20 protein-coding genes and 1 pseudogene are annotated in these 22,958 nt (G+C 68.1%); 12 read left to right on the plus strand and 9 right to left on the minus strand.

The features are described from left to right. Nucleotides 1-60: 60 nt before the first annotated feature. The 5 genes from purS to ACWF0M_RS27250 are packed head-to-tail and all read left to right on the plus strand — an operon-like array spanning nucleotide 61 to nucleotide 5,824. Entirely contained in the window at nucleotides 61-312 is a 252-nt protein-coding gene (purS, locus tag ACWF0M_RS27230) for a phosphoribosylformylglycinamidine synthase subunit PurS (RefSeq protein ID WP_452238551.1), read from the plus strand. Then, entirely contained in the window at nucleotides 309-977 is a 669-nt protein-coding gene (gene purQ / locus ACWF0M_RS27235) for a phosphoribosylformylglycinamidine synthase subunit PurQ (RefSeq protein WP_452238552.1), read from the plus strand. Before purS ends, purQ begins: the two co-directional genes overlap by 4 nt. Then, complete coding sequence (locus ACWF0M_RS27240) at nucleotides 977-3,019, plus strand: hypothetical protein (RefSeq protein ID WP_452238553.1); 2,043 nt, start codon at nucleotides 977-979, stop codon at nucleotides 3,017-3,019. Before purQ ends, ACWF0M_RS27240 begins: the two co-directional genes overlap by 1 nt. A gap of 1 nt (nucleotide 3,020) precedes the next feature. Next, nucleotides 3,021-5,282, plus strand: a complete 2,262-nt coding sequence (purL, locus tag ACWF0M_RS27245) for a phosphoribosylformylglycinamidine synthase subunit PurL (RefSeq protein WP_452238554.1) — start codon at nucleotides 3,021-3,023, stop codon at nucleotides 5,280-5,282. Nucleotides 5,283-5,341: 59 nt separating this feature from the next. Next, nucleotides 5,342-5,824, plus strand: a complete 483-nt coding sequence (locus ACWF0M_RS27250; RefSeq protein ID WP_452238555.1) for a DUF1707 SHOCT-like domain-containing protein — start codon at nucleotides 5,342-5,344, stop codon at nucleotides 5,822-5,824. On the opposite strand, the gene ACWF0M_RS27255 is transcribed toward ACWF0M_RS27250, so the two are convergent. Beyond that, nucleotides 5,813-6,784, minus strand: a complete 972-nt coding sequence (locus ACWF0M_RS27255; protein ID WP_452238556.1) for a LacI family DNA-binding transcriptional regulator — start codon at nucleotides 6,782-6,784, stop codon at nucleotides 5,813-5,815. The genes ACWF0M_RS27250 and ACWF0M_RS27255 overlap by 12 nt on opposite strands. Before the next feature lie 164 nt (nucleotides 6,785-6,948). On the opposite strand from ACWF0M_RS27255, the gene ACWF0M_RS27260 reads away from it, so the two are divergent. The 3 genes from ACWF0M_RS27260 to ACWF0M_RS27270 all read left to right on the plus strand — a co-directional run bounded on the left by ACWF0M_RS27260 (nucleotide 6,949) and on the right by ACWF0M_RS27270 (nucleotide 10,263). Continuing rightward, nucleotides 6,949-8,898, plus strand: coding sequence for a beta-L-arabinofuranosidase domain-containing protein (locus ACWF0M_RS27260; protein ID WP_452238557.1), 1,950 nt, complete (start codon nucleotides 6,949-6,951; stop codon nucleotides 8,896-8,898). A gap of 175 nt (nucleotides 8,899-9,073) precedes the next feature. Continuing rightward, nucleotides 9,074-9,616 carry a GNAT family N-acetyltransferase gene (locus ACWF0M_RS27265; RefSeq protein ID WP_452238558.1) on the plus strand — a complete coding sequence of 181 codons (543 nt, stop codon included), beginning with the start codon at nucleotides 9,074-9,076 and terminating at the stop codon, nucleotides 9,614-9,616. Then, nucleotides 9,613-10,263: a hypothetical protein gene (locus tag ACWF0M_RS27270; RefSeq protein WP_452238559.1), complete on the plus strand. Its 651-nt coding sequence runs from the start codon at nucleotides 9,613-9,615 to the stop codon at nucleotides 10,261-10,263. Before ACWF0M_RS27265 ends, ACWF0M_RS27270 begins: the two co-directional genes overlap by 4 nt. Here the strand turns inward: ACWF0M_RS27270 and ACWF0M_RS27275 are convergent. The 6 genes and pseudogenes from ACWF0M_RS27275 to ACWF0M_RS27300 form a co-directional block, all read right to left on the minus strand. Beyond that, on the minus strand, nucleotides 10,242-12,218 hold the full coding sequence (locus ACWF0M_RS27275; RefSeq protein ID WP_452238613.1) for an HPr family phosphocarrier protein: 1,977 nt from the start codon (nucleotides 12,216-12,218) through the stop codon (nucleotides 10,242-10,244). The two genes, ACWF0M_RS27270 and ACWF0M_RS27275, sit on opposite strands and share 22 nt — an antisense overlap. Then, nucleotides 12,195-12,596 (minus strand): annotated as a pseudogene (gene dhaM, locus ACWF0M_RS27280) (dihydroxyacetone kinase phosphoryl donor subunit DhaM); the annotation flags it as partial. The gene ACWF0M_RS27275 and the pseudogene dhaM, both read right to left, overlap by 24 nt. Next, entirely contained in the window at nucleotides 12,593-13,213 is a 621-nt protein-coding gene (dhaL, locus tag ACWF0M_RS27285) for a dihydroxyacetone kinase subunit DhaL (protein WP_452238614.1), read from the minus strand. The pseudogene dhaM and the gene dhaL, both read right to left, overlap by 4 nt. Before the next feature lie 2 nt (nucleotides 13,214-13,215). Continuing rightward, nucleotides 13,216-14,220, minus strand: coding sequence for a dihydroxyacetone kinase subunit DhaK (gene dhaK / locus ACWF0M_RS27290; protein ID WP_452238560.1), 1,005 nt, complete (start codon nucleotides 14,218-14,220; stop codon nucleotides 13,216-13,218). A 45-nt stretch (nucleotides 14,221-14,265) separates the two neighbouring features. After that, the gene (locus tag ACWF0M_RS27295) at nucleotides 14,266-15,495 is read right to left on the minus strand and encodes an MFS transporter (RefSeq protein ID WP_452238561.1); all 1,230 of its coding nucleotides are present in this window, start codon (nucleotides 15,493-15,495) and stop codon (nucleotides 14,266-14,268) included. Nucleotides 15,496-15,532: 37 nt separating this feature from the next. Next, nucleotides 15,533-16,093: an RNA polymerase sigma factor gene (locus ACWF0M_RS27300; protein WP_452238562.1), complete on the minus strand. Its 561-nt coding sequence runs from the start codon at nucleotides 16,091-16,093 to the stop codon at nucleotides 15,533-15,535. A gap of 61 nt (nucleotides 16,094-16,154) precedes the next feature. Between ACWF0M_RS27300 and ACWF0M_RS27305 the strand changes: the two genes are divergently transcribed. Then, complete coding sequence (locus ACWF0M_RS27305; RefSeq protein WP_452238563.1) at nucleotides 16,155-17,702, plus strand: serine/threonine-protein kinase; 1,548 nt, start codon at nucleotides 16,155-16,157, stop codon at nucleotides 17,700-17,702. Between the two features lie 397 nt (nucleotides 17,703-18,099). On the opposite strand, the gene ACWF0M_RS27310 is transcribed toward ACWF0M_RS27305, so the two are convergent. Together ACWF0M_RS27310 and ACWF0M_RS27315 are read right to left on the minus strand one after the other, a co-directional pair. Beyond that, the gene (locus ACWF0M_RS27310; protein ID WP_452238564.1) at nucleotides 18,100-18,822 is read right to left on the minus strand and encodes a hypothetical protein; all 723 of its coding nucleotides are present in this window, start codon (nucleotides 18,820-18,822) and stop codon (nucleotides 18,100-18,102) included. An 87-nt stretch (nucleotides 18,823-18,909) separates the two neighbouring features. Next, nucleotides 18,910-19,626, minus strand: a complete 717-nt coding sequence (locus ACWF0M_RS27315) for a hypothetical protein (RefSeq protein WP_452238565.1) — start codon at nucleotides 19,624-19,626, stop codon at nucleotides 18,910-18,912. 275 nt (nucleotides 19,627-19,901) lie between these two features. On the opposite strand from ACWF0M_RS27315, the gene ACWF0M_RS27320 reads away from it, so the two are divergent. The 3 genes from ACWF0M_RS27320 to ACWF0M_RS27330 are packed head-to-tail and all read left to right on the plus strand — an operon-like array spanning nucleotide 19,902 to nucleotide 22,923. After that, nucleotides 19,902-21,179 (plus strand): ABC transporter substrate-binding protein, encoded by a 1,278-nt coding sequence (locus tag ACWF0M_RS27320; RefSeq protein WP_452238566.1) that lies wholly within the window; start codon nucleotides 19,902-19,904, stop codon nucleotides 21,177-21,179. Beyond that, nucleotides 21,176-22,105: a carbohydrate ABC transporter permease gene (locus ACWF0M_RS27325; protein ID WP_452238567.1), complete on the plus strand. Its 930-nt coding sequence runs from the start codon at nucleotides 21,176-21,178 to the stop codon at nucleotides 22,103-22,105. Before ACWF0M_RS27320 ends, ACWF0M_RS27325 begins: the two co-directional genes overlap by 4 nt. Continuing rightward, nucleotides 22,102-22,923 carry a carbohydrate ABC transporter permease gene (locus tag ACWF0M_RS27330; RefSeq protein WP_452238568.1) on the plus strand — a complete coding sequence of 274 codons (822 nt, stop codon included), beginning with the start codon at nucleotides 22,102-22,104 and terminating at the stop codon, nucleotides 22,921-22,923. The genes ACWF0M_RS27325 and ACWF0M_RS27330 overlap by 4 nt, the downstream gene beginning before the upstream one ends. The last annotated feature ends 35 nt before the right edge of the window (nucleotides 22,924-22,958 follow it).

The following is a 22,958-nucleotide window of genomic DNA, read 5'->3' on the forward strand; positions in this document are numbered from 1 at the left end:
GAATCCACGCCGGGGTCGGTAGGATTCAGGCGTCACCCCGCAACGAACCTGGAGTAGTCAGTGGCTCGCGTTGTCGTCGACGTCATGCTCAAGCCCGAGATCCTCGACCCGCAGGGCAAGGCGGTGCGCGGCGCGTTCGGCCGGCTCGGCTTCGTCGGCGTGGCCGACGTACGGCAGGGAAAGCGCTTCGAGATCACCCTGGACGGTGAGGCGACCGAGGAGCAGGTCGCCGAGATCCGGAAGGCCGCCGACACGCTGCTGGCCAACCCGGTGATCGAGGACTACACGCTGCACGTGGAGAACGGACAGTGAAGATCGGGGTCGTCACCTTCCCGGGTTCGCTGGACGACGCCGACGCCCGACGCGCGGCGGCGGTGGCCGGCGCCGAGGCGGTCGCGCTCTGGCACGGCGACGAGGACCTGCACGGCGTGGACGCGGTCGTCCTGCCCGGCGGCTTCTCGTACGGCGACTACCTGCGCGCCGGTGCCATCTCCCGGTTCGCGCCGGTGATGGAGACCGTCATCAAGCGGGCCGGCGAGGGGATGCCGGTGCTCGGTATCTGCAACGGCTTCCAGGTGCTGTGCGAGTCGCATCTGCTGCCCGGCGCGCTGATCAAGAACCACCACCGCAAGTTCGTCTGCAAGGACCAGACGCTGCGGATCGAGAACAACAGCACCGCCTGGACCAGCGACTACGACGCCAACCACGAGATCACCATCGTGCTGAAGAACCAGGACGGTTCGTTCGTCGCCGACGAGGCGACGCTGGACCGGCTGGAGGGCGAGGGCCGGGTGGTGGCCCGCTACCTGGGCAACCCGAACGGCTCGTACCGCGACATCGCCGGCATCACCAACGAGCGCGGCAACGTGGTCGGCCTGATGCCGCACCCGGAGCACGCCGTCGAGACACTGACCGGCCCGACCACGGACGGCCTGGGCTTCTTCACCTCGGTGCTGAAGGCCGTCGTCGCCTCCTGATGAGGTTCACCGGGCTGGTTCGCGCCATCCTGCTGACGGCGGCGGTCCTGCTCCTGAGCAGCGGTACGGCGGCCGCGCAGCCTACTGGTCTGTTCGCCAAGGTCGTGGTGATCGGCGTCTCCGGCCTGACCTGGGGCGACGTCAACGCCTCGCCGGAGCTGACCGCGCTGGTGAACCAGTCGAACGTCGGCTCGATGTCGGTGAAGACGGCCGGCCCACACACCTGCCCGATCGACGGCTGGCTGACGATCAGCGCGGGCACCCGGGCGTGGGGGAGTGTTCCCGACCAGTCCTGCGGTGACCTGCCTGCGGTGACCAACGGCAAGGTGAGCGACTGGCAGACGTACGTCGACCGCCAGGCCGAGCACCACACCGGGGCGCCGATCGGCCGCCTCGGCGTGAGCCGTAACAACGTCTGCGGGTTCGGTCCGGGTGCGGCGATCGCGGTCGCGAAGCCGGACGGCACTGTGGCGAACTGGTCCGCCGACGTGGATCCGCAACGGCTGGCGAGCGCCGGCTGCGGTGACGCAATCATCGACGCCGGGGTCCTCCCGCTGCGCGAGGGCCGGGCTGAGGCGCTTGCCCGCGTCGCTGACCTGGTCGGGCAGGCCCGTGCTGCCGGTGGCTGGGTGGTGCTCGCCGGCGTCAGCCAGGAGACGTACGACGCTCACAAGCAGACCCTGGTCGCCATGCAGTTGCCGCCGGACGACGGTGCGCGCTGGCTGACCAGTGACTCGACCCGTCGGCCCGGTCTGATCCAGCTGACCGATCTGACCGCCACAATCCTGCGTGGGCGGGCGCAGTCGGTCGATCCGGCCGGCGCTGAGACCGCGGGTCCGCTGGACGGTACGGAGCTCCGCTCCACCGGCAAGGTACACACCAACGCGGCCGCGGTGATCGAGGACCGCCTCGACGCCAACCAGCGGTACGAGCAGCCGCGACCGGTGCTGTTCTCGGTAGCGCTCACGATCGTCGGCGCCGAAGTACTCGCACTGCTGTGGTTCTTGATCCGCCGCTCGCCCGCGTCCCGCCGTACCGCGGTCTTCACGTTGCTGACGCAAGGCGGGTTCTACATCGCGGTCTTCCTGGCACAGGCGACCGTCTGGTGGCGCTGGCCGTCGCCCGGGTTCTCCTTGTACGCCGTGACGATCGGTATCAGCGTGCTGTCCGCAGCGATCGCAGTACTGGTCTTGAAGAGGTGGGCGTTCCTCGGGCTGGCGCTGGGGGCGTACTTGCTCCTGCTGGTCGACGGTGTGCTCGGGACGCCGATGCAGCTCGGCAGCATGTACGCCGACGGACCTGTGATCGGCGGACGGTTCTACGGCTTCGGTAACTCGACCTTCGCGGCCCTTGCGGTCGGTGCGCTCGTCACCGCCGGGTGGGCCGCGCAGAAGCTGCTCGACAAGAGCGGGGTGCAGGCTGCGATCGCCGTACTGATCATCGGTGGTGCTGCGATCGTCGTAGACGGTAAGCCGGGTTGGGGGACCGATTTCGGTGGCATCATCGCGCTCGTCCCGGCTGTACTGCTCATGGCGTGGCTGACGTGGCGGGGGAGCATCTCGCTCCGCGCACTGATCGCAGTAGGAGTGGCTGGTCTGCTTGCCGTCACCGCGGTTGCCTTCCTCGACTACCTGCGTCCTGCAGAGCAGCGCAGCCACTTCGGCACGTTCTTTGCGCGTCTGCTCGACGAGCAGGTCAGTGACGTGTTCATCCGCAAGCTACAGATGGCCGTCATGTTCTTCAGCAGTCCGGTCGGCTGGCTGATGCTGATCGCCGTACTCGCGTGCATGTTCGCCACGGTCTTCCCGGACCGGGTGCCCTCGCAGTCCTACCGAGACTTCTACGGCAGCTTCCCGATGATTCGTCCGGCCCTGATCGCGATGTCGGTCTGTGGTCTGGTCGGCGGGCTGCTCAACGACGCCGGCATCGCCCTACCCGCGATCATGATCGGTTTCGCCCTCCCGCTGCTGGTAGCCCATCTGATGGTCTCCACTCAGCCCGCTACCGTTTTACCTGAGTCCCACCTAGTGCAGGAGTCCTGAAGTGTCTACCGACACCGTTAGTAACGCCACCAGCACCCCGGATGTCGAGCAGCCGTGGGCTGAGCTCGGACTGAAGCCGGACGAGTACCAGCGGATCCGGGACATCCTCGGGCGGCGCCCGACCAGCTGCGAGCTGGCGATGTACTCGGTGATGTGGAGCGAGCACTGCTCGTACAAGTCCTCCAAGGTTCACCTGAAGCGCTTCGGCGAGATCCCGCAGGAGACACCGGCCGGGAAGATGCTGGCCGGGATCGGTGAGAACGCCGGCGTCATCGACATCGGCGAGGGGTACGCCGTCACGTTCAAGGTCGAGTCGCACAACCACCCGTCGTACGTCGAGCCGTACCAGGGCGCGGCGACCGGGGTCGGCGGCATCGTCCGCGACATCATCGCGATGGGCGCCCGCCCGGTCGCGGTGATGGACCCGCTGCGGTTCGGTCCGCTGGACGCTCCGGACACCAAGCGGGTGCTGCCGGGAATCGTGTCCGGCGTCGGCGGCTACGGGAACAGCCTGGGGCTCCCGAACATCGGCGGCGAGGTCGTCTTCGACCCGACGTACCTGGGCAACCCGCTGGTGAACGCGCTCTGCATCGGCGTGATGCGGCACGAGGACCTGCACCTCGCGAACGCGACCGGTGTCGGCAACCAGATGATCCTGTACGGCGCCAAGACCGGCGGCGACGGGATCGGCGGAGTGTCCGTGCTGGCGTCGGAGACCTTTGCTGAGGGCGGCCCGACCAAGCGGCCCGCGGTCCAGGTCGGCGACCCGTTCATGGAGAAGCTGCTGATCGAGTGCACGCTCGAGCTGTTCGCCGCTCATGTTGTCGAGGGCATTCAGGACCTGGGCGGCGGCGGACTGTCGTGTGCGACCTCCGAGCTCGCCAGTGCGGGCGACGGCGGCATGCGGGTGTCGCTGGACAAGGTGCCGCTGCGGGATGCCTCGCTGTCGCCCGAAGAGATCCTGATGAGCGAGTCGCAGGAACGCATGATGGCCTGCGTCACCCCTGAGAACGTCGAGGCGTTCCTGAAGATCTGCGAGAAATGGGACGTTCAGGCCGACGTGATCGGTGAGGTGACCGACACCGGCCGGCTGGAGATCGACTGGCACGGTGAGCGCGTTGTCGACGTACTGCCGGAGACCGTTGCGCACGAGGGCCCGGTGTACAACCGCCCGTACGAGCGGCCGTCGTGGCAGGACGAGTTGCAAGCGGACGGCGCCGAGAAGTTGCCGCGGGCAAGCAGTGGCGCGGAGCTGCGGGACACGCTGCTCACGCTGGTCGCCTCGCCCAACCTCTGTGACAAGTCCTGGGTGACGGACCAGTACGACCGCTACGTGCTCGGCAACTCGGTGCTCGCGCAGCCAGAGGACAGCGGGATGATCCGGGTCGACGAGACCAGCGGCCTCGGCGTCGCGGTGTCGACCGACTGCAACGGCCGGTTCGCCAAGCTCGACCCGTACACCGGCGCCAAGCTCGCGCTCGCCGAGTCGTTCCGCAACGTCGCGACCACCGGCGCCCGCCCGGTCGCGGTCACCGACTGCCTGAACTTCGGCTCGCCGGAGGACCCGGCGGTGATGTGGCAGTTCACCGAGGCGATCCGCGGCCTGGTCGACGGGTGCAAGGAGCTCGGCATCCCGGTCACCGGTGGGAACGTGTCGTTCTACAACCAGACCGGCGAGACCGCGATCCTGCCGACCCCGGTGGTCGGTGTGCTCGGCGTGATCGACGACGTGACCCGCCGTACGCCGATTGGGTTCACGGCCGAGATGGAGGGCCACCAGCTGTACCTGCTCGGTGAGACCGAGGAGGAGCTGTCCGGATCCGAGTGGGCGCACGTCGTCCACGGTCACCTCGGCGGGCGGCCCCCGGCGGTGGACCTGGCGGCGGAGCAGCAGCTGGCCGACATCCTGATCAACGCGTCCCGCGACGGGCTGATCGACGCGGCGCACGACATCAGCGACGGCGGCGTCGCCCAGACGCTGGTCGAGTCCGCCCTGCGTGGCGGCGTCGGCGCGCGGGTGTGGGCGCCGGACGGGCTGGACCCGTTCCTGTTCCTGTTCGCGGAGTCGGCCGGCCGCGCGGTCGTCGCCGTACCGCGGACCGAGGAGGTGCGGTTCACCGACATGTGCACCGCCCGCCGCTTCCCGCACGCGAAGATCGGTGTCATCACCGGCGACACCCTCGACGTCCAGGACCAGTTCGAGGTCCCGCTCACCGAACTCCGCGAGGCCTGGACGGCAACCCTTCCGTCCGTCCTCAACTGACCCCCCTGCGGGTTGGCGGCCGTCTGGCACACTCGAAGGGACGAGGTGAGGTGAGGCGGATGGTGGAGCGGCGACCGGTGAAGCCGTCCGATCTGATGGGGCTGGCTGCTGCTGCCGGCCAGGAGGCACGGGCAGCCGCCGCACGGCGGCGGATGGCTCAGGTGCGGCTGACCGATGAGGAACGCCGGATCGCCACCGACGAGTTGGCGGAGCAGTTCGCCGTCGGCCGGCTGGACGAGGATGAGCTGCATCGGCGGGTCGACCTGGTGAACAGTGCCGTGACGCACGGGGAGCTGGAGCCCGCCCTGGCCGGGTTGCCGGTGTCCTCGTTGTATACGCCGCCGGCGCGGAAGGCTGGGAAGTGGCGGTGGGCGGCGTTTGCCGGGGCCGTGTGGTTGGCGGTGCCGTTTGTGCTGGCTGGGTTGCTGTTCCTGGTGTTCGGGCGGGAGATTGCGGCGGCTATTTTCGGCGTACCTGCGGTGGCTTGGGTCGTGTACGCGTATCGGTGGGCCTCTAAACCGCGGCGGGAGTCAGGTTCCTAGGGTCGACTCGCGCGTCACCAGTTGCGTGGGGAGTTGCAGTACGCCGTGGTGTGGTTTGCCGGCGATTGCTTCGAGCAGGAGCGTGGCGGCGCGGCGGCCGAGGTCTTCCAGGCGGAGGTCGACGGTGGTGAGCGGCGGGCGGCTGGCGAGCGCCATGACGGGCCAGTTGTCGTAGCCGGTGACCGCGATGTCCTCGGGTACCGAGTGGCCGAGTTCGCGGAGGCGGTCGCAGACGCCGCGGGCGATCTGGTCGCTGCCACAGGTGATCGCGTCGGGGTTCTGACGCAGTACCAGATCAGTGGCTTGGCGGCCCCAGCGTTCGCTCCACTCGCCGTAGAGCGGCTCGGTGCAGAGAGCGGAGGCGATGGCCTGGGCGCGTTCGGCGGCGGAGCGGTGGTTGGCCGGGCCGGTGATGTGGGCGATCCGGGTCCGGCCGAGACCCTGTAGATGGGTGATTGTCGCGGCCGCGCCGGCAGCGTCGTCGACGATCACCGAGGCGTCCGCCGGGTCGGTGGAGGCGGCGAGTGCGTAGACAACAGGCAGCGGTACGTCGATGCGCCGCCGCGGCTCGGTCCGGCGGCCGGTGACGACGATACCGTCGACGCCGCGCGCGACGAGAGAACGTAGGTAGGTCAGCTCGCGTAGCGGGTCGTCGCGGGTGTCGCAGAGGACGGTTGCGAGCTCGCCCGCGCTCAGCACGTCCTCGACGCCGCGCATGATCGGGATGCTGAAGCGGCCCGAGCTGTCGGTGGTCAGCAGCGCCACGGTGTACGTCCGGCCGGACGAGAGCGCACGGCCGCGGGCATCCGGCGTGAACCCTAGCGTCGCCGCGGCCCGGCGTACCCGGTCCCTGGTCTCCTGGCTCAGCTGGCCGGTGTTGTTGAGGGCCTTCGACGCGGTCCCGGCGGACACCCCGGCGAGCGCGGCGACATCCGCCATCCGCACGCCTGGCCTCTTCATCCTTGTTTCCTTCCGGTCGTTCGGCGAAGCCTAGCAGGATCACCTGGGCAACCTCGCTGACCTGCGCTTTGAGCTTGACCGGCACGGTTGGCAGTCCTACGTTGTCATCCACGGAAAACGTGTGCGGTTTTTCCGTCGATCGCTCTCCGAAAGGTCCGATAACCATGGCCATGCCCGAACCTGCCGGCCGCGGCGGGCACTACGTCCCGCAGCGCGCTCCGCTCCAGCCGGTCCCGTTCCAGAAGCTTCCGCCCGGTGCGATCGAGCCGCGCGGCTGGCTCGCGCAGCAGCTCGCGTTGCAGGTCGACGGGCTCTGCGGCCGGTACGACGAGATCTCGGACTTCCTCGTATACGAGAAGAACGGCTGGGTCGACCCGGCGCTGGACGCCTGGGAGGAGCTGCCGTACTGGCTCCGGGGCTTCGGTGACCTCGGGTACGTGACCGGGGACAGTGGCGTACTGACCAGGACGCAGCGGTGGATGGACGGGATCCTCGCGACCCAGGCAGCCGACGGGTGGTTCGGCCCGGAGCGGCTGCGGACCTCGCTGGAGAACGGACCGGACTTCTGGCCGGGTATGCCGCTGCTGGCCGCGTTCCGATCCTGGTACGAGTACTCCGGCGACGAGCGGGTCATTCCGTTCATGACGAAGTACCTGCGGTTCCAGAACACGCAGCCGCCGGAAGTGTTCAACCGGTCGTGGGGTGCGTTCCGCTGGGGCGACAACATCGACAGTGCCTACTGGCTCTACAACCGCACCGGAGAGCAGTGGCTGCTCGACTTGGTGACGAAGATGCACAACGGGTCCGCGGACTACGTCGGCGGCGTTCCTACGTGGCACAACGTCAACCTGGCGCAAGGGTTTCGGGAGCCGTTGCAGTACTGGCTGCTGTCCGGAGACGCCAAGCACCGAGAGGCGACGTACCGGAACTATGCGACGGTCATGGGCTTGTACGGCCAGTTCCCGGGTGGTGGGTTCGCTGGCGACGAGAACTCGCGGCCCGGGTTCGGTGACCCGCGACAGGGGTTCGAGACGTGCGGGATCGTCGAGTTGATGCACAGCTGCGAGCTGCTCACCCGCTTCACGGGCGACGTTGCGTGGGCGGACAGATGTGAGGAGCTGGCGTTCAACTCGCTGCCGGCGTCGTACGACCCCCAGCAGCAGGTTGTGCACTACATCACCTGTGCCAACAGCGTGCAGCTCGACGACCGGCCGAAGCACGGGCAGTTCGAGAACCCGTTCGCTATGCAGTCGTACAAGTACGGCGTACACCAGTACCGGTGCTGCCCGCACAACTACGGCATGGGTTGGCCGTACTACGTGCAGGAGCTCTGGCTGGCCACGACGGACAACGGTCTCGCTGCGTCGATGTACGCCGCCAGCAAGGTCACCGCGACAGTCGGAGCGGGTGAGACGGTCAGTGTCGTCCAGGACACGGAGTACCCGTTCTCGGACACCATTACGTTCACGGTGCAGACGCAGCGACCGGTCCGATTCCCCTTCTATCTAAGGCGTCCTGGCTGGGCTCCTGATGCATCCGTGAAGGTCAACGGACAACAGGTGCAGACATCTGGTGACTGGATGAAGCTGGACCGCACCTGGCACACAGGCGATCGCGTCGAGCTCACCTTGCCGATGCGCACCACGACGCGAGTGTGGGACGACAACCAGCACTCGGTGTCAGTCGATCGCGGCCCGCTGACCTACTCGCTGCAGATCGACGAACGCTACGAGCGCATCGGCGGTACAGACGAGTGGCCGGAGCTCTCCGTCTACCCGGAATCGCCGTGGAACTACGGTCTGGTCGCCGACGCGTCATTCGACGTCGTACGACGGGAGGCGGGCGACAACCCCTTCACCACGGACGGAGTGCCGCTCGCACTCACCACGCTGGCCCGGCGGATCCCGCAGTGGGAGACAGACACCGAGGACGTGGTGGGACTGCTCCAACCGGGTCCAGCGAAGTCAGACGAACCTGTGGAGACCGTGACGCTCATCCCGATGGGTGCGGCGCGGCTACGCGTCACGTCGTTCCCACAGGTCACTCCAGACGGCAAGGAGTGGACCTACCGCACCAGGACCACCGCGTCCCAAGGTTGGGACCGTCTCCGGTGAGGTAGTTGATGTCGGTGACTGAGATTGCAGCTTCCTGCACCGTTCTGTTTGGGTTCGATGACCGCGCGTGCGGACCGCCACGCATATACAACCCGCCGAAAGGCTCCGTTTGTGCGTGATTGAGGGGGTTCTGCCTGCGTGGCGGCTCGGCTGACGCGTGAACTAGCCTGTGGGCGTGGAGGCTGTGTTGCGGTTGGCTGTGGTGGCGGATGGGGCTGCGGTGGCTGAGTTGGCTCGGGCTGCGGTGGAGACGCAGTTTCCGGCGTACTACGACGCAGCGCAGACAGCCAGTGCGGCTGAGCACATCACCACGTTGGACACCGCGCTGATCGACGACGGCACCTACTACGTGCTCGAGGCGGGTGGTGAGGTCGTCGCCTGTGGTGGGTGGAGCCGGCGGAACAAGCTGTTCAACGCGAGTACTGCGGGAGCGGACGAGCGGCTCCTGGACCCTGCAACGGAGCCGGCCCGCATCCGGGCGATGTTCGTCCGGGCGGACTGGACGCGGCGTGGACTCGGCCGGGCGATCCTGACCGCGTGCACCGAGGCGGCCCGCGCGGAGGGGTTCACCCGGCTCGCACTGATGTCGACGCTGCCCGGCGTACCGCTCTACAAGGCTTTCGGCTTCACCGAGGTGCAGTCCACCCTGCTACCGATGCCGGACGGCACCACACTCGCCGGTGTCGCGATGGAACGACCGATTGAGGAGACCGCATGACCGCCGGTACTACTGTCACCGCCCCTGACGGCACGGAGGTCGTCCTCGGTGAGATCGGGACCCGCGTGCTGCTGAAGAACTCGCGCGTCCGTGTCTGGGAGGTGGAGCTGGAGCCCGGTGAGGCCCAGGGCTGGCACCTGCACCACAACCCGTACGTCGTCCTGTGCCTCTCGACCTCGCCCTGCCACATGGACTGGCTGGACGGCAGTGCGGCGCGGGAGCTGAGCGAGACGGTCGGCGGATCGGTCTACCGCCCGGTGTCGCCGGTGCACATGCTCACCAACGACGGCGACGCGCTGTACCTCAACCGCCTCATCGAGGTGCTCGACCTGGGCGAGGAGGCCTCCGGCGACCCGTACTTCGGCGTTGACACAGCCGAGGCAGGTTTCGAGCAGGCCGGTGAGATCCCCACGAAGGTAGTTGTCGACGAGGACGACGTGCGCGTCCAGCACGTCACCCCTGAGGCCGGCGAGTCGTACACCTGGCACACCGGCGCCTACCCGGCCCTGGTCGTCGACCTGGACCTGGCCAGCCCGGACGTCACCTACCTCGAGCCTGGCGAGAGCTACACGCTCCCAGTCAAGCCAGAGCGCACCTCCGGCTTCAACCTGGTAGAGCTGCGCTACTACAGCAGCCCGCGCACCTGAGCCGCGTCGCGAGCCGCCAGCACAGCGGCAGTGTCGACCCGTCCCAGGTCGGCCTGCCGTAGCTGGGCCTTCACCAACGGCACCTGTGGTCCGACAGCGCTCAGCTCGGTCACACCGAGAGCAGCGAGCAGTACGGCGGACTGCGGGTCGCTGGCCAGGTCCCCGCACACTGCGACGCGTACGCCGGCGTTGCGGACGACGTGGTCGATCAGCTGGAGTACGGCGGGATCGAGACCGTCCGCGAGCGGAGCGACCGCGGCGTTGGTCCGGTCGGCAGCCGTCGTGTACTGCGTGAGGTCGTTGGTGCCGATGCTGACGAAGTCGAGTTCCGCCGCGAGACTGCCGACCCGCAACGCTGCCGCGGGGACCTCGACCATGATGCCGACCTCGAGCCCGTCACGCGGGCCGAGCTCCTGCAACGCCCACGCGACCTCGTCGGCGGTCGTCACCATCGGGAACATCACGTGCACAGGGGTTTCGGCCGCCGTACGCCGGACCGCTTCGAGCTGATCGCGGAGCAGTTCGGGACGACGGCGGAACACGCGAAGACCGCGTTCGCCGAGGAACGGGTTCGCCTCGCGGTCCTGCGGGAGGAACGGGAGCGGCTTGTCGCCGCCGATGTCCCAGGTCCGGATCGTGATGGGCTTACCGCCGAGGGCTCGTGCGATCGCGCGGAACGCGTCGACCTGCTCGTCGACGGTCGGCGCCGTACGACGATCCCCGAAGAGCACCTCTGTCCGCACCAGCCCGGACCCGTCCGCACCATGCGCGTCGACGGCATCCTGGATGACGCCGACGTTCACGAGCACGTCGATCGTCCGGCCGTCGATGCTGGTGGCGGGCCGGTCGGCGTCCGCGATTGCCTGCGCGCGCTCGCCCTGGCGCTCGGCGATCGTCGCGCGGACCCTCTCCTCGTCCGGCGCGACCTCGAACGACCCGGTCCGAGCGTCGAACGAAACGATCGCGCCGGGCGGCACGTCGACGTCTCCAATCCCGGTGATCAACGGGATCCCCCGCGACCGAGCCACGATCACACCGTGCCCGGTCGTCCCGGCCGCCCGTACGGCGATGCCCACGATCCGGATCGCGTCGAGAGTGGCAGCGGTCGCCGCATCCAGCTCCGGTACGACGAGGATGCCGTCCGTCGGCGCTTCGTAGGTCGCTCCGACCAGCAGTCGCAGTACGCGATCCCGCACTGCACGGACGTCCTGCGCCCGCTCGCGCTGGTACGCGTCATCGAGCCGTTCGAAGGTGGCCGCCAGCTCGTCGTACACCTGCTGCCACGCGACCGGGGCCGATGCGTCGGCCGCGATCGAAGCACGTACGTCGTCCAGCACCTTGCGATCGCCCAGCAAGGCGAGATGCGCCGCGAAGATCTCGCCGTGCACGTCCCGCAGTTCCCGGAGCTGGTCGCCCGCGGTCGCGAGCGCGTCGTCCAGCCTCGCGAGCTCGTTGTCCCCGGCAACATAATCACCCAGCTCGACCTGAGCCCCCGCAAGAACCGCCGGCCCGATCGCCACATCAAGCCCCGACCCACCAGCAGCCGAGCCGACCTGCGACCCCACCGAACTACCCCCACCGGCAGGCCCCAAGCGATCGCCACTACCCGCGCCGCCAGGCCCGTCGCCGAAGTTCTGTTGCGCCAGCTCCTCGACTGCCGCCAGCGCCTCGGCCGCCTGCGGACCGCTCGCACCCACCCGCACCCGGTGCCCCTGCTGCGCGTTCAACGTCGCGACCATGCTCAAACTGCCCGCGTCGACGGGCCCCTTACCGGTATCCAGATCGGTGAGCGTCACGACCGCGTCGAACCTGTTGACGAGACCCACCAACCGCGCCGCCGGCCGCGCGTGCAGGCCGTGCTCGTTGCCGACAACAACCTCGACGGTGCGATCCGCCTCAACAACCGAAGCGGTGTCCGCGGTCGCGACGCCAAGGTGATCCTGCTTACCGGCCAGCCCCCGCTCGGCCTCCGCGGCGACCGCATCCAGCGACGCATCGGTCGACGCGGTGACAACCGCCGCCACCAGGCCCTCGACCAGCGGCGCACTCGTCAGCCGCACCCGCCCAGCCAGATCAGGATCGACGAACTCCAGCGCCATCTCGGCGCTCAGCACCGCACTCCCCAGATCGAGCAGCACCAGGACGCCGTCCGGACTGTCCGCAGTACCAATAGCCTCCGAGACCGCCATCGCATCGGTCCCGAAGGTCGTCGCGTCCAGTCCCGCGGCGACCGCGATCACCGGACGCTTGTCCTCGGCAACCATTTCCGCGGCGAGCCCGACCGCTGCATCGGCCAGCGCGCGGCTGTGCGACACCACCACAATCCCGATCATGACAGTGTTCGGGCCGCGGACTCCAAGATCAGTGTCGTACTGGTCGCGCCGGGATCTTGATGGCCGGCGCTGCGTTCACCCAGGTAGCTCGCGCGGCCCTTCCGTGCGACCAGCGGGATCGTCGCGTCCCGGCCCTTCGCAGCGGCCTCGGCGGCAGCGGTCAACGCCGTACCGAGATCCGATCCGCCCGCCACCGCGGCGTCGTACGCGTCCAGCGCGGGCGCCCAGGCGTCGTACATGGTCTTGTCGCCGAGCTCCGCCTTGCCGCGGGCAAGCACTCCTTCGACCCCGGCGTGCAGCCCCTTCCCGATCGTCTCGGGCGTCAGGTCGGCCCCGGCGAGCGCGGTCCCGAACCGCAGGAAGAACGTCCCGTACAGCGGCCCGCTGGCCCCGCCGACCTTGCTGACCAACGTCATTCCGGCCTTCTTCAGCAGCTCGTCGGCGCTGTCGAACGACGTCTCGTCCAGCACCCCGACCACCGCCTGGAACCCGCGATCCATGTTCGCGCCGTGATCGGCATCCCCGATCGCCGAATCCAGCTCGGTCAGGTACGACGCCTGCTCGTGCAGACTCTGAGCGCTGTCACGCAACCAGCTGACGAAAGAATCGACTCCCATGCTCACGCGTTCCAGCGTAGGCCGGGGGTGTTCACCGGTGCGTCCCAGAGACGTACCAGTTCGTCGTCCACCTTCAGGAGCGTGACCGAGCAGCCGGCCATCTCCAGCGAGGTGATGTAGTTGCCGACCAGTGAGCGGGCGACCGTGATGCCCGCGCGGTCGAGGAGCTGCGCGACCTCGTGGTACATCAGGTACAGCTCAAGCAACGGCGTACCGCCCATGCCGTTGACGAACGCGATCACCGAATCGCCTTGCTGATAAGGAAGATCCGACACCACCGGGTCGACGAGCATCGCAGCGATGTCGCGCGCCGGGGCCAGTGGCAACCGCTGCCGGCCGGGCTCGCCGTGGATGCCGATGCCGACCTCCATCTCGTTCTCGGCCAGCTCGAACGTCGGCTTGCCCGCGGCCGGGACGGTGCACGACGTCAGCGCCATACCCATGCTGCGGCCGTTGTCGTTGACGCGCTTCGCCAGGTCGGCGACTTCCTGCAGCGGGCGGCCCTCCTCGGCGGCCGCGCCGACGATCTTCTCCAGCAGTACGGTCACGCCGACGCCGCGGCGACCGGCCGTGTAGAGGCTGTCCTGGACGGCGACGTCGTCGTTCGTCACCACCGACAGCACCTCGGTGCCGGCGTCGGCGGCGGCCAGTTCGGCGGCCATCTCGAAGTTCATCACGTCGCCGGTGTAGTTCTTCACGATGTGCAGTACGCCGGCGCCGGCGTCGACCGCCTTGGTCGCGGCCATCATCTGGTCCGGCACCGGGGAGGTGAACACCTCACCCGCGCAGGCCGCGTCCAGCATGCCGAGCCCGACGAACCCGCCGTGCATCGGCTCGTGCCCGGACCCGCCACCGGAGATCAGGCCGACCTTGCCAGGTCTCGGCGCGTCCTTGCGGTAGACGATCCGGTTCTCCAGGTCCACCCGGAGCCGGTCCGGATGCGCCGCCGCCATCCCCTGCAGCGCTTCACTCACAACATCGGCCGGGTCGTTGATGAGCTTCTTCATGCTCCCCATCTGAGCACACCCGGGCCCGGAACGGGAGCCCCCGAATCAGGCGGCTTCGACCGCGGAGAGCAACGGAATGGAGCGGATCGAACGGCTGATCGTGAGCAGTACGGAGCCGACCGCGAGCAGCCCGCCGAAGATCAGCAACGCCTCCCGTGCACCCAGAGTGCCGAGGAAGACACCGCCGAGGAACGGCGCCAGCGGGGCGGCGGTGTTGGCCATGAACATGAACGCGCTCTGCGCCCGCCCCTGCAGGTGGTCCGGCGTGATCAGCATCTGGTAGCCGAACAGGCCGGAGTTCAGCGCGGGCAGCAGGAAGACCGCGAACGCAGGCAGCAGGATCAGGACTACGGGCCGTGTGCTCGCCGCCGTCGAGGCGAAGGCGACCGTGATGATCCAGGAGCCGACGATGGTGATCCTGCCGGTGCTGAACCTGGCCAGCAGCCTGGGCGCCGCGAACGCGCCCGCCAGGCCGCCTACGCCCATCGCGGTCTCCAGCAGGCCGATCACGGTGGCCGGTACGCCGCGCTGCTGCATGCTCAGGATCAGCACCAGGATCGTCCCGTTCGCGGCGAAGTTCAGCAGGGTCGCGACGATCGCGATCGTCCGCAGGTCGCGCTGACGGAGCAGCCAGGTCAACCCGGAACGGATCGCCTTCACCATCGGCTCGTGCGTGCCGCCTTCGGGCTTCGTGGCGGGCAACGGGTGGCGGATCGTGGTGAGCATGATCGCCATCACCAGATACGAGACCGCGTCGACGGCGATCGGGATCGCCCGGCCGATCGAGTAGAGCAGGCCGCCCAGTGGCGCGCCGGCCAGCCCCGCCAGGTTCTGCCGGCCGTGCGCGGCGGCGAGCGCGGTGCCGATGTCCTCGGCCGGAACGAGCTGCCGCAGCGCACCGGTTTCGGCGGGCATGAACAGGCTGTAGCCCGCGCCGTTGACCAGGGCGACGGCCATCAGGTGCGGGAGGGTCAGGTGGCCGAGCCAGCCCGCGACAGCCACCGATCCGAACAGGACGGTGCCGAGCAGGCTGTACCCGATCAGGATCCTGCGCCGGCTCCACCGGTCCGCCAGCGCGCCGCCCGGCAACGCCGCCACGATCGACCCGAGCGCAGCCGACGTACCGACCAGACCTGCCTGCACCGGGGAACCGGTGATGGCCAGGCCGAGCAGCGTGAACACGAACGAGCTCATCGAGGAGCCGATCGAGCTGATCGTCTGACCGCTGAGCAGCTTCAGGTAGTCACCGTTGTGCAGCAGCCCCCGGGCAGTCATAACCGCGAGGGTATGCCCGGGTCAGGTCAGGCTTGGGTCAGTCTTTGGGGCGCAGCAGCGGGCGGACGACCTCGCGGGCGTCGTGGATCCGGGACTTGATGGTGCCGAGCGGGGCGTCGACCACCGCGGCGATCTCCTCGTACGACAGGCCGTAGACGTCTCGCAGTACCAGCGGAGTGACCATCTGCGGGCGGTCCCGCTCCAGGGTCTCCAGGGCCTCCAGGAGATCCAGGCGGGTGCCGGCGATCACACTCGTGGTGCGCGGGTCCGGCTTCTCCATCTGCTCGGGGCTGTGCGCCGCCTGGGCAGTGCGCTTCAGCTTGCGGTACGTCGAGCGCGCGGAGTTCGCCGCGACCGAATGGACCCAGGTCGAGAAGCTGCTGCGGCCGGAGAACGAGTTGATCTTGGTGGCGATGTTGAGCAGGGCCTCCTGAGCGGCGTCCTCCGCGTCCGCGGAGTACGGCAGGACGCTGCGGCAGATCCGCAGGACGCGCGGATACACCTGCCGCAGCAGGTCGTCCATCGCGTTCTTGTCGCCCGCCTGCGCCTGCTCCGCCAGGGTGGCGAGGTCGTCGGTCGGACTCGTGCTCTCGCTCATCTGCGCCTTTGCTCTCGATCGGCCCCGGTGAGGGACACTTCAATGACCCATAATGCCCTCTATGGGGGTCCCAACCAGACTCGGTCGGTACGTCGTGCGCCGACGCCTGGGCTCAGGTGGTTTCGCCACGGTGTGGCTCGCTCACGACGAGCAGCTCGACGCCGAAGTGGCGATCAAGGTGCTCGCCGACAACTGGGGGCATGACGACTCGGTCCGGAAACGGTTCCTCGAGGAAGGCCGGTTCCTGCGCCGCGTCGAGTCCGAGCACGTCGTCCAGGTGCACGACGTCGGCGAACTCGAGGACGGGCGTCCGTTCCTGGTGCTCACGTACGCCGACCGCGGCACGCTGGCCGACCGCCTGAAGCAGGAGCCGCTGGCGCTCGCCGACGCCGTCGACGTGGTCGTCCAGGTCGGCCGCGGCCTGCAGGCATTGCACCGGCGCGGCCTGCTGCACCGCGACGTGAAACCGGCGAACGTCCTGTTCCGCAGCACCGACGACGGCGAGCGGGCGGTGCTGTCCGACCTCGGGCTGGGCAAGTCCCTCGACGAGATCTCCCGCATCACGATGCCCGGCGGCACCCCGTCGTACGTCGCTCCTGAGCAGGCGCTCGGTGAGCGGCTGGACCAGCGCGCCGACCAGTACTCGCTGGGCGCGGTCGCGTACGCCGCTCTGACCGGGCGGTCCCCGCACCAGGTCGACGGGCTGGGCGCCGCGAGCCGGGTGAAGGTTGCGCCGCCGCCGAGCTCGCTCGGGTTCGAGCTGCCGGGTGAGGTCGACGCCGCGATCGTCCGGGCGCTCGACCCGGACCGGGAGAAGCGCTGGCCGGATGTGCAGTCGTTCACGCGGCAACTCGTCGGCGCGCTCGACGAGAACACCCGCGACTTCCCGCTGTCGACCCGCGAGACGGTCACCGTCGCGTCCGACGACCTGGACGCGAAGACCGCGCTCAGCGACGAGAACCAGCCGACAATCGTGAAACCCGCCGAGCCGTCGGAGACCGCGGAGGCCGAGACGGTCGCGGTGGAGAGCGCCCCGGTGGAGCCCGACGCCAGTGAGCCAGCCGCTGAGGCTGAGACGGCGGCTCCTAGGAAGCGCAGGCGCGGGCGATGGGTAGTTGCCGCGCTGCTGGCGCTGGTCGTCGGTGGCGGCGTCGGGTACGGCGGCCACTGGTACCTCCAGGGCCGCAAGCTGATCCAGGTCTCACAGGGCCAGTTCTCGGTGACGCTGCCTGAGGCGTGGGCGCAGTCGATGGCCCAGTCGGACTGGAACCTGCCCGGCGGCACCGGCACCGGTCCCGCGTTCCGGGTCAGCCGCGATCCGGACTGGTCGGGGAAGACACCGGGCGTGTTCATCGGGGTGTCGAAGTCGAAGCTGGCGGTCCCGAACGGCAACCAGTGCAGCAACGAAGGCACTCCGTTGCCGCACATGGTCCGTGAACTCTCTGTGACCGACCGGTTGTCCGCCGACTGCTTCGGTGCCGATATCGTGCTGCTCCAACGAGTCGTCGATCACGGGGACGACGGCTCGCTCCTCGTACAGGTGGTCGTACCCGGATCGGATGTCCACCGGGCCACGGCGATCGCCGATTCGGTGCAGTACACCCCCTAGGAAGTCCCCATGCGTTTTCCGACCGAACGGCTCCGGCCGTCGCCGGCGCTGCTCCAGTCCGCCCGCCGCAAGTTCTACCGCCTCCGCACCACCATCTTCCGCACCATCTGGCCGGCCGACTGAGATCACTCCACGGCGACGCCGACCGGCTGCACGCTGCGTGGTGGCGGGTTGCCTATACGGCTGGATCGGGGAGATCTGCCTTCCAAATCGGGCGGGAAATCCTCCCCAACCTCCGCCCCGCTCCACGCCAATCGCTCGGGCGTCGACCGCCTCGTGGACGTTCGATGTGTTCAGCAGGACCGACTCCGACAAGAAGTCCACCACCCACCTGCGAAGCTTCGCGCGCAACACCCTGCCCGCTTGCGGCTAGCCGTCGCGGTCTCGCGCAGCTGCTCTAACCTGACAGCGGAGTGTCGCGGCGTTCGACGCTGTCGGTGGCGTGGTCCAGCACGTCGAGCAATGCGTCCTTGTCCTGGGGAAGGCCGGTGGAGCTCATCTCGACCGCGCAGTTGCCACTGTCATCCGCAACCCAACGCACGATGACGTAACGCAGGACGCCTTCGGGGGACTGCTCCGGAGGCGGTACATAGGTGTAGGTGATGGTCGCGTAACGGCTGTCCACGCGCTGTGAGATCAGGTGCAGCATCTGGTTGGCCTGCAGACGGTTCAGGTCGGCGATGCGGGCTTGCATCGACGTCGCAGGGGGGCGCGTGATCGTGAAGCCCGCCTCGATCCGGATCCATCGCTTTCCGGTGGGGTCGGTGAACCGCCCGGTCCTCGGCGGGTCCGGCTGGGTCAGGCCCCATCCGCTTGGTATCCGCACGGACACCCGTGACCTGACCATGCTCTTCACTTCGAACGTCTGGCTCTTGTAGTGCAGATCGTCCGCATTCAGCGCAGGCGACTTGTCGTAGGTGACCTTGCGCGGAGGCGACGTCGGCGTCGGGGTAGGCGTCGTACCCGGGGTGGAACCCACGGCGAGCGGTGCCGCCGTACCGGCGAGGCTTGGTTCCTTGGTGAGGAACAGGCCGACGCCGTAGCCTCCCGCTCCGCCTACCCCCGCCAGCGTCAGTAGACCGGCGCCGAGCATCGCGCGCCTACTCACCGTTCTCGCCATGCCCCCACCTCCCCAGACCTACTAACAGAAGACACCTCAGCCCCCGCAGAGGTTGCACCGGATAAGTAACGATTCTGTGAAAAGGGTTCAGCCGACCTCGCCGACCGATGCGGTTGCCCGTTGGAGGACCTCGTCGAGGGCCGGGGCGTCCTGGGGGAGGCCGGTGATGCTCATCTCCACGTTGGTGAGTTCGCCGTTGATGGCGATCCAGCGGACGATCACGTAGCGCAGGGTCTGGCCCGGGATGAAGGTGTAGATCAGCGTGGCGACCGACCGGGATTCGCCGTCGTCGCCGGTGACCACGTCGGTGGTGTCGCTGATGACCTGGACGTCGTTCTCCGGTGCCTGGCTCTTCTTGAGGTCAACGATGAGCTGGGCCATCTCGTCCTTGGGGGTCACCTTGGCCGGTGCGACTGCCTCGACCCGTACGCCGCGTTCCCTGAGTTTGTCGAGGTACTTGACCTCGCCGGGGCGTTTCGGATCCCTGTCGGCGATCTTCCAGCCCTGTGGGGTCTCGATCGTGAGCTGGACGGGCTCCGCGTCCTTCGGGGTCACGGTGAAGGTGTGGTTGGTGTAGTTCAGCCCTGTCTCGAGGGGGTCCAGGTTGTTCGGGATCGGGGTCTTCACCGGGAGCGGGGGTTCGGTCGGCGTCGGAGTCGGCGAGGGCGAGATGTCGCCGAGCGGGCCGGCGGTGCCGGAGGCGGTCGGTTCTGGGGTGTCGAGGTAGTCGCCCGCGTAGTAGCCACTTCCGGCGCCGAGCGCCAGGGCCAGCAGCAGGAGGCCGGCCAGGAGGACTCGTCTCACGCTCGCACCCGTCCACAGGTCGGTGCGGGCCGTACGACGGACGTCGTACCGGCCGGATGCGGGAAGGCGGTCACGGGCACGTGGCCCATCTTCTCAGGCGAGGTAGGTCGGCTCCCAAACCCCGGTGGAGCGCTTTTCGCACCGCTCCCGACTGAATCCTTTCAACGAGGTCTTGACACCCTCTCGGGCCATACGTAGCGTCCCCGTGACGAAAGTAACACGATCTTGCGGTTACTTCACATTATTGGCCGGTACTTCGGCGCTCAGGAGGAACCATGGCACTCGAACGGTCCGTCAGCCGAAGGCGGCTCCTACAACTCGCCGGTGGTGCGACCTTGGCCGGCGCCTTGTCGGCCTGCGGCGGCGGCAACGGCAGCTCGTCGTCCGGCGGCACGCTGAAGGTGATCGGCGTCGGCGACCAGGAGGCCGGCCTGCGCAAGGTGCTCGACGCGTACAAGACGGGGCACTCCGGGTTCGACTTCAACCTGTCGTTCGCCCCCGCGGACCAGGTCCAGACCGCGCTCCGGACCCAGCTCGGCGGTGGCAACGCGCCCGACGTCCACGTGGTCTACCCCGGCAACGGCAGCGCGATGTCGATGGCCCAGCTGAGCAAGGCCGGGCTGCTCACCGATCTCAGTAGTCAGTCCTGGACGCAGAAGATCCCGGCCGGGTTCAAGGGCGCGTTCCAGAACGAGGGCAAGACGTACATCTTCTCGCCTGGCTCCAGCATGCTCGGCGCGATCTACAACAAGAAGGCGTTCGCGACCGCCGGCGTCGAGCCGCCGACCACCTGGTCCGAGCTGCTGACGGTCTGCGAGAAGCTGAAGGCGAAGGGCATCACTCCGATCGCGCTCGGCGCGCAGACCCCGTGGATCACGCAGCTGATTCCGTACGCGCTGGTCCCGGGCACCGTCTACGCGAAGACCCCCGACTTCGACGACAAGATGACGGCCGGTCAGGCGTCGTTCGCGGACTCCGGCTGGGTCGACGCGATGGACAAGTACCTCGAACTGCAGAAGAAGGGGTACTTCAACGCCAACCCGAACGGTACGACGTACGAACAGGCGACCTCGATGGTCGGTACCGGGAAGGCCGCGATGGCGGTCCAGGTATCCGCTGTGCTGTCGGCGTTCCGGGCCGCGGCGCCGTCGCCGGACGACCTGTCGATGTTCCCGTTCCCGGCGACGGATGTTGCCGCCGACAACTGGATCCCGGCCGGTGTGGTGGTCGGCATCGCGGTCAGCGCCAAGAGCAAGCAGGCCGACAACGCCAAGGGATTCCTCGACTTCTGCGGTCAGCAGGACAACCTGAACACCTGGGCCGAGGCGGTCTCCTGCGTCCCGCTGTACGGCGACGCGAAGGTCGATCCCGTGCTGACGTCGTTCCTCCCGGCGCTGAAGGCGAACAAGGCGGTCCCGTTCATGGACCAGCGCTGGCCGAACGCCGAAGTACAGCCGACCCACTTCGCCGTCGTACAGCAACTGCTCGGCGGTAAGACCACGGTGCAGGACGCACTGAAGAAGATGGACGACGCGTACAAGAAGGGCGCATGACGGCTTCGGTGGTGGCGGTCGGGACGGAAGCGGCGAAACGGACCCGGCGGCGCAGTGGGATCGTGCCGCCGTGGTGGTTTGCGGTCCCTGCGGTCCTGGTCTACGCGGTGGTGGTGCTGTATCCGAGCATCGCCGGTGCGGGATCGGCGTTCACGGACTGGTCGGGGATCGGGAACGCCAAGTCGTTCGTTGGTGCCGCCAACTTCAAGCAGCTGCTGCACGACGACCAGGCGCTCGGGGCGTTGCGGAACACGTTGCTGCTGACGGTCGCGATCGTCGTGGTCCAGAACGGGATCGGGCTGCTGCTGGCGCTCGGCGTACACACGCGGATCAAGAGCCGGCTGATCCTCCGGCTGGTGTTCTTCGCGCCGGTCGTGGTGAGTCCGGTGATGGTCGCGTTCCTGTGGAAGTTCGTCTACAACCCGGCGCCGGATGCGGGCCTGAACGCGGGCCTCGGCGCGGTCGGCCTCGGGTCGCTGCGCCAGGACTGGCTGGGTGATCCGTCGATCGCGTTGTGGTCGGTCGCGTTCACGGTGATCTGGCAATGCGCCGGGTACTCGATGGTGATCTTCCTGGCCGGGCTCGAAGGCGTCCCGGCCGAGTTGCTCGAGTCCGCGATGGTCGACGGCGCCGGGACACTCGAGAGGTTCCGGCACATCACCTGGCCGCTGCTCGCGCCGGCCGTGACGATCAACGTGATGCTGTCGACGGTGGGTGGGTTGACGTTGTTCACCCAGATCATCGCGATGACGAACGGCGGGCCGGGGTACGCCACCGACACGTTGTCGACCGTGTTGTACAAGCAGGCGTTCGTGTACGGGAAGTTCGGGTACAGCACCGCGGTCGCGCTGGTCCTGGCGATCTTCGTCGCGGCCGTGTCGTTCATCCAGATCGGGTACCTGCGATCGAGGGAGACGACGGCATGAGGTATCGCCCCCGGACGTTCGTGCTGGAGCTGGTGATGATCGCTGTCGCGATCGGGTTCCTGTTCCCGGTGTACGTGCTGGTCACGCTCGCGTTCAAGGATCCCCAGCAGATCGCGAACAAGCCGTTGTCGCTGCCGTCGCCGCCGACGCTGGGGAGCTTCGGCGAGGCCTGGCGATCGGCCGGACTCGGATCGGCGTTGCTGAACAGCACGTTGATCACGGTCGTGAGTGTGCTGTTGCTGATCGCGCTCGGCTCGCTGGCGGCGTACTTCCTGGCCCGTACGGCGACCCGCTTGAGCTACAGCCTCTACATCCTGTTCCTGGTCGGGATCATCCTGCCGTTCCAGCTCGGGATGATCCCGCTCTACCAGTTGGTCGACGATCTCGGGCTGCTCGGGACCTACCAGGGAATGATCCTGTTCTACACGGGCATCCAGTTGCCGTTCACGGTCTTCCTCTACACCGGCTTCATCCGCTCGCTGCCGGCCGACTACACGAACGCCGCGCTGATCGACGGCGCGTCGCATCTGCAGGCGTTCGCCCACGTGATCTTCCCGCTGCTGCGTCCGATCACCGGGACGGTGCTGATCCTCAACGCCGTACAGATCTGGAACGACTTCTTCACGCCGCTGCTGTACCTCGGCGGCTCCGGTCACGAGACGGTTCCGGTGCGGGTGTTCGCCTTCGTCAACCAGTACACGTCGAACTACGGCCTGGTCGCCGCCGGCCTGATCTTCGCGGCGCTCCCGATCCTGCTGCTCTTCCTCTTCCTGCAGCGCTACGTGATCCGCGGATTCGCGTCCGGTCTGAAGGGATGACCTCTTCGCCCAGGACACTGAGCACTCACAAACGT

This window comes from Kribbella sp. NPDC055110, assembly GCF_053607525.1.

Excerpts from the sequence above, each read along its gene's own strand:
- dhaL (WP_452238614.1), bottom strand. The coding sequence starts at position 13,213 with ATGGGAGTCGATTCTTTCGTCAGCTGGTTGCGTGACAGCGCTCAGAGT.
- ACWF0M_RS27325 (WP_452238567.1), top strand. The coding sequence starts at position 21,176 with ATGACGGCTTCGGTGGTGGCGGTCGGGACGGAAGCGGCGAAACGGACC.
- ACWF0M_RS27295 (WP_452238561.1), bottom strand. The coding sequence starts at position 15,495 with ATGACTGCCCGGGGGCTGCTGCACAACGGTGACTACCTGAAGCTGCTC.
- ACWF0M_RS27305 (WP_452238563.1), top strand. The coding sequence starts at position 16,155 with ATGGGGGTCCCAACCAGACTCGGTCGGTACGTCGTGCGCCGACGCCTG.
- ACWF0M_RS27255 (WP_452238556.1), bottom strand. The coding sequence starts at position 6,784 with ATGAAGAGGCCAGGCGTGCGGATGGCGGATGTCGCCGCGCTCGCCGGG.
- ACWF0M_RS27250 (WP_452238555.1), top strand. The coding sequence starts at position 5,342 with ATGGTGGAGCGGCGACCGGTGAAGCCGTCCGATCTGATGGGGCTGGCT.
- ACWF0M_RS27310 (WP_452238564.1), bottom strand. The coding sequence starts at position 18,822 with ATGGCGAGAACGGTGAGTAGGCGCGCGATGCTCGGCGCCGGTCTACTG.
- ACWF0M_RS27330 (WP_452238568.1), top strand. The coding sequence starts at position 22,102 with ATGAGGTATCGCCCCCGGACGTTCGTGCTGGAGCTGGTGATGATCGCT.
- ACWF0M_RS27270 (WP_452238559.1), top strand. The coding sequence starts at position 9,613 with ATGACCGCCGGTACTACTGTCACCGCCCCTGACGGCACGGAGGTCGTC.
- ACWF0M_RS27260 (WP_452238557.1), top strand. The coding sequence starts at position 6,949 with ATGGCCATGCCCGAACCTGCCGGCCGCGGCGGGCACTACGTCCCGCAG.
- ACWF0M_RS27300 (WP_452238562.1), bottom strand. The coding sequence starts at position 16,093 with ATGAGCGAGAGCACGAGTCCGACCGACGACCTCGCCACCCTGGCGGAG.
- ACWF0M_RS27320 (WP_452238566.1), top strand. The coding sequence starts at position 19,902 with ATGGCACTCGAACGGTCCGTCAGCCGAAGGCGGCTCCTACAACTCGCC.
- ACWF0M_RS27240 (WP_452238553.1), top strand. The coding sequence starts at position 977 with ATGAGGTTCACCGGGCTGGTTCGCGCCATCCTGCTGACGGCGGCGGTC.
- dhaK (WP_452238560.1), bottom strand. The coding sequence starts at position 14,220 with ATGAAGAAGCTCATCAACGACCCGGCCGATGTTGTGAGTGAAGCGCTG.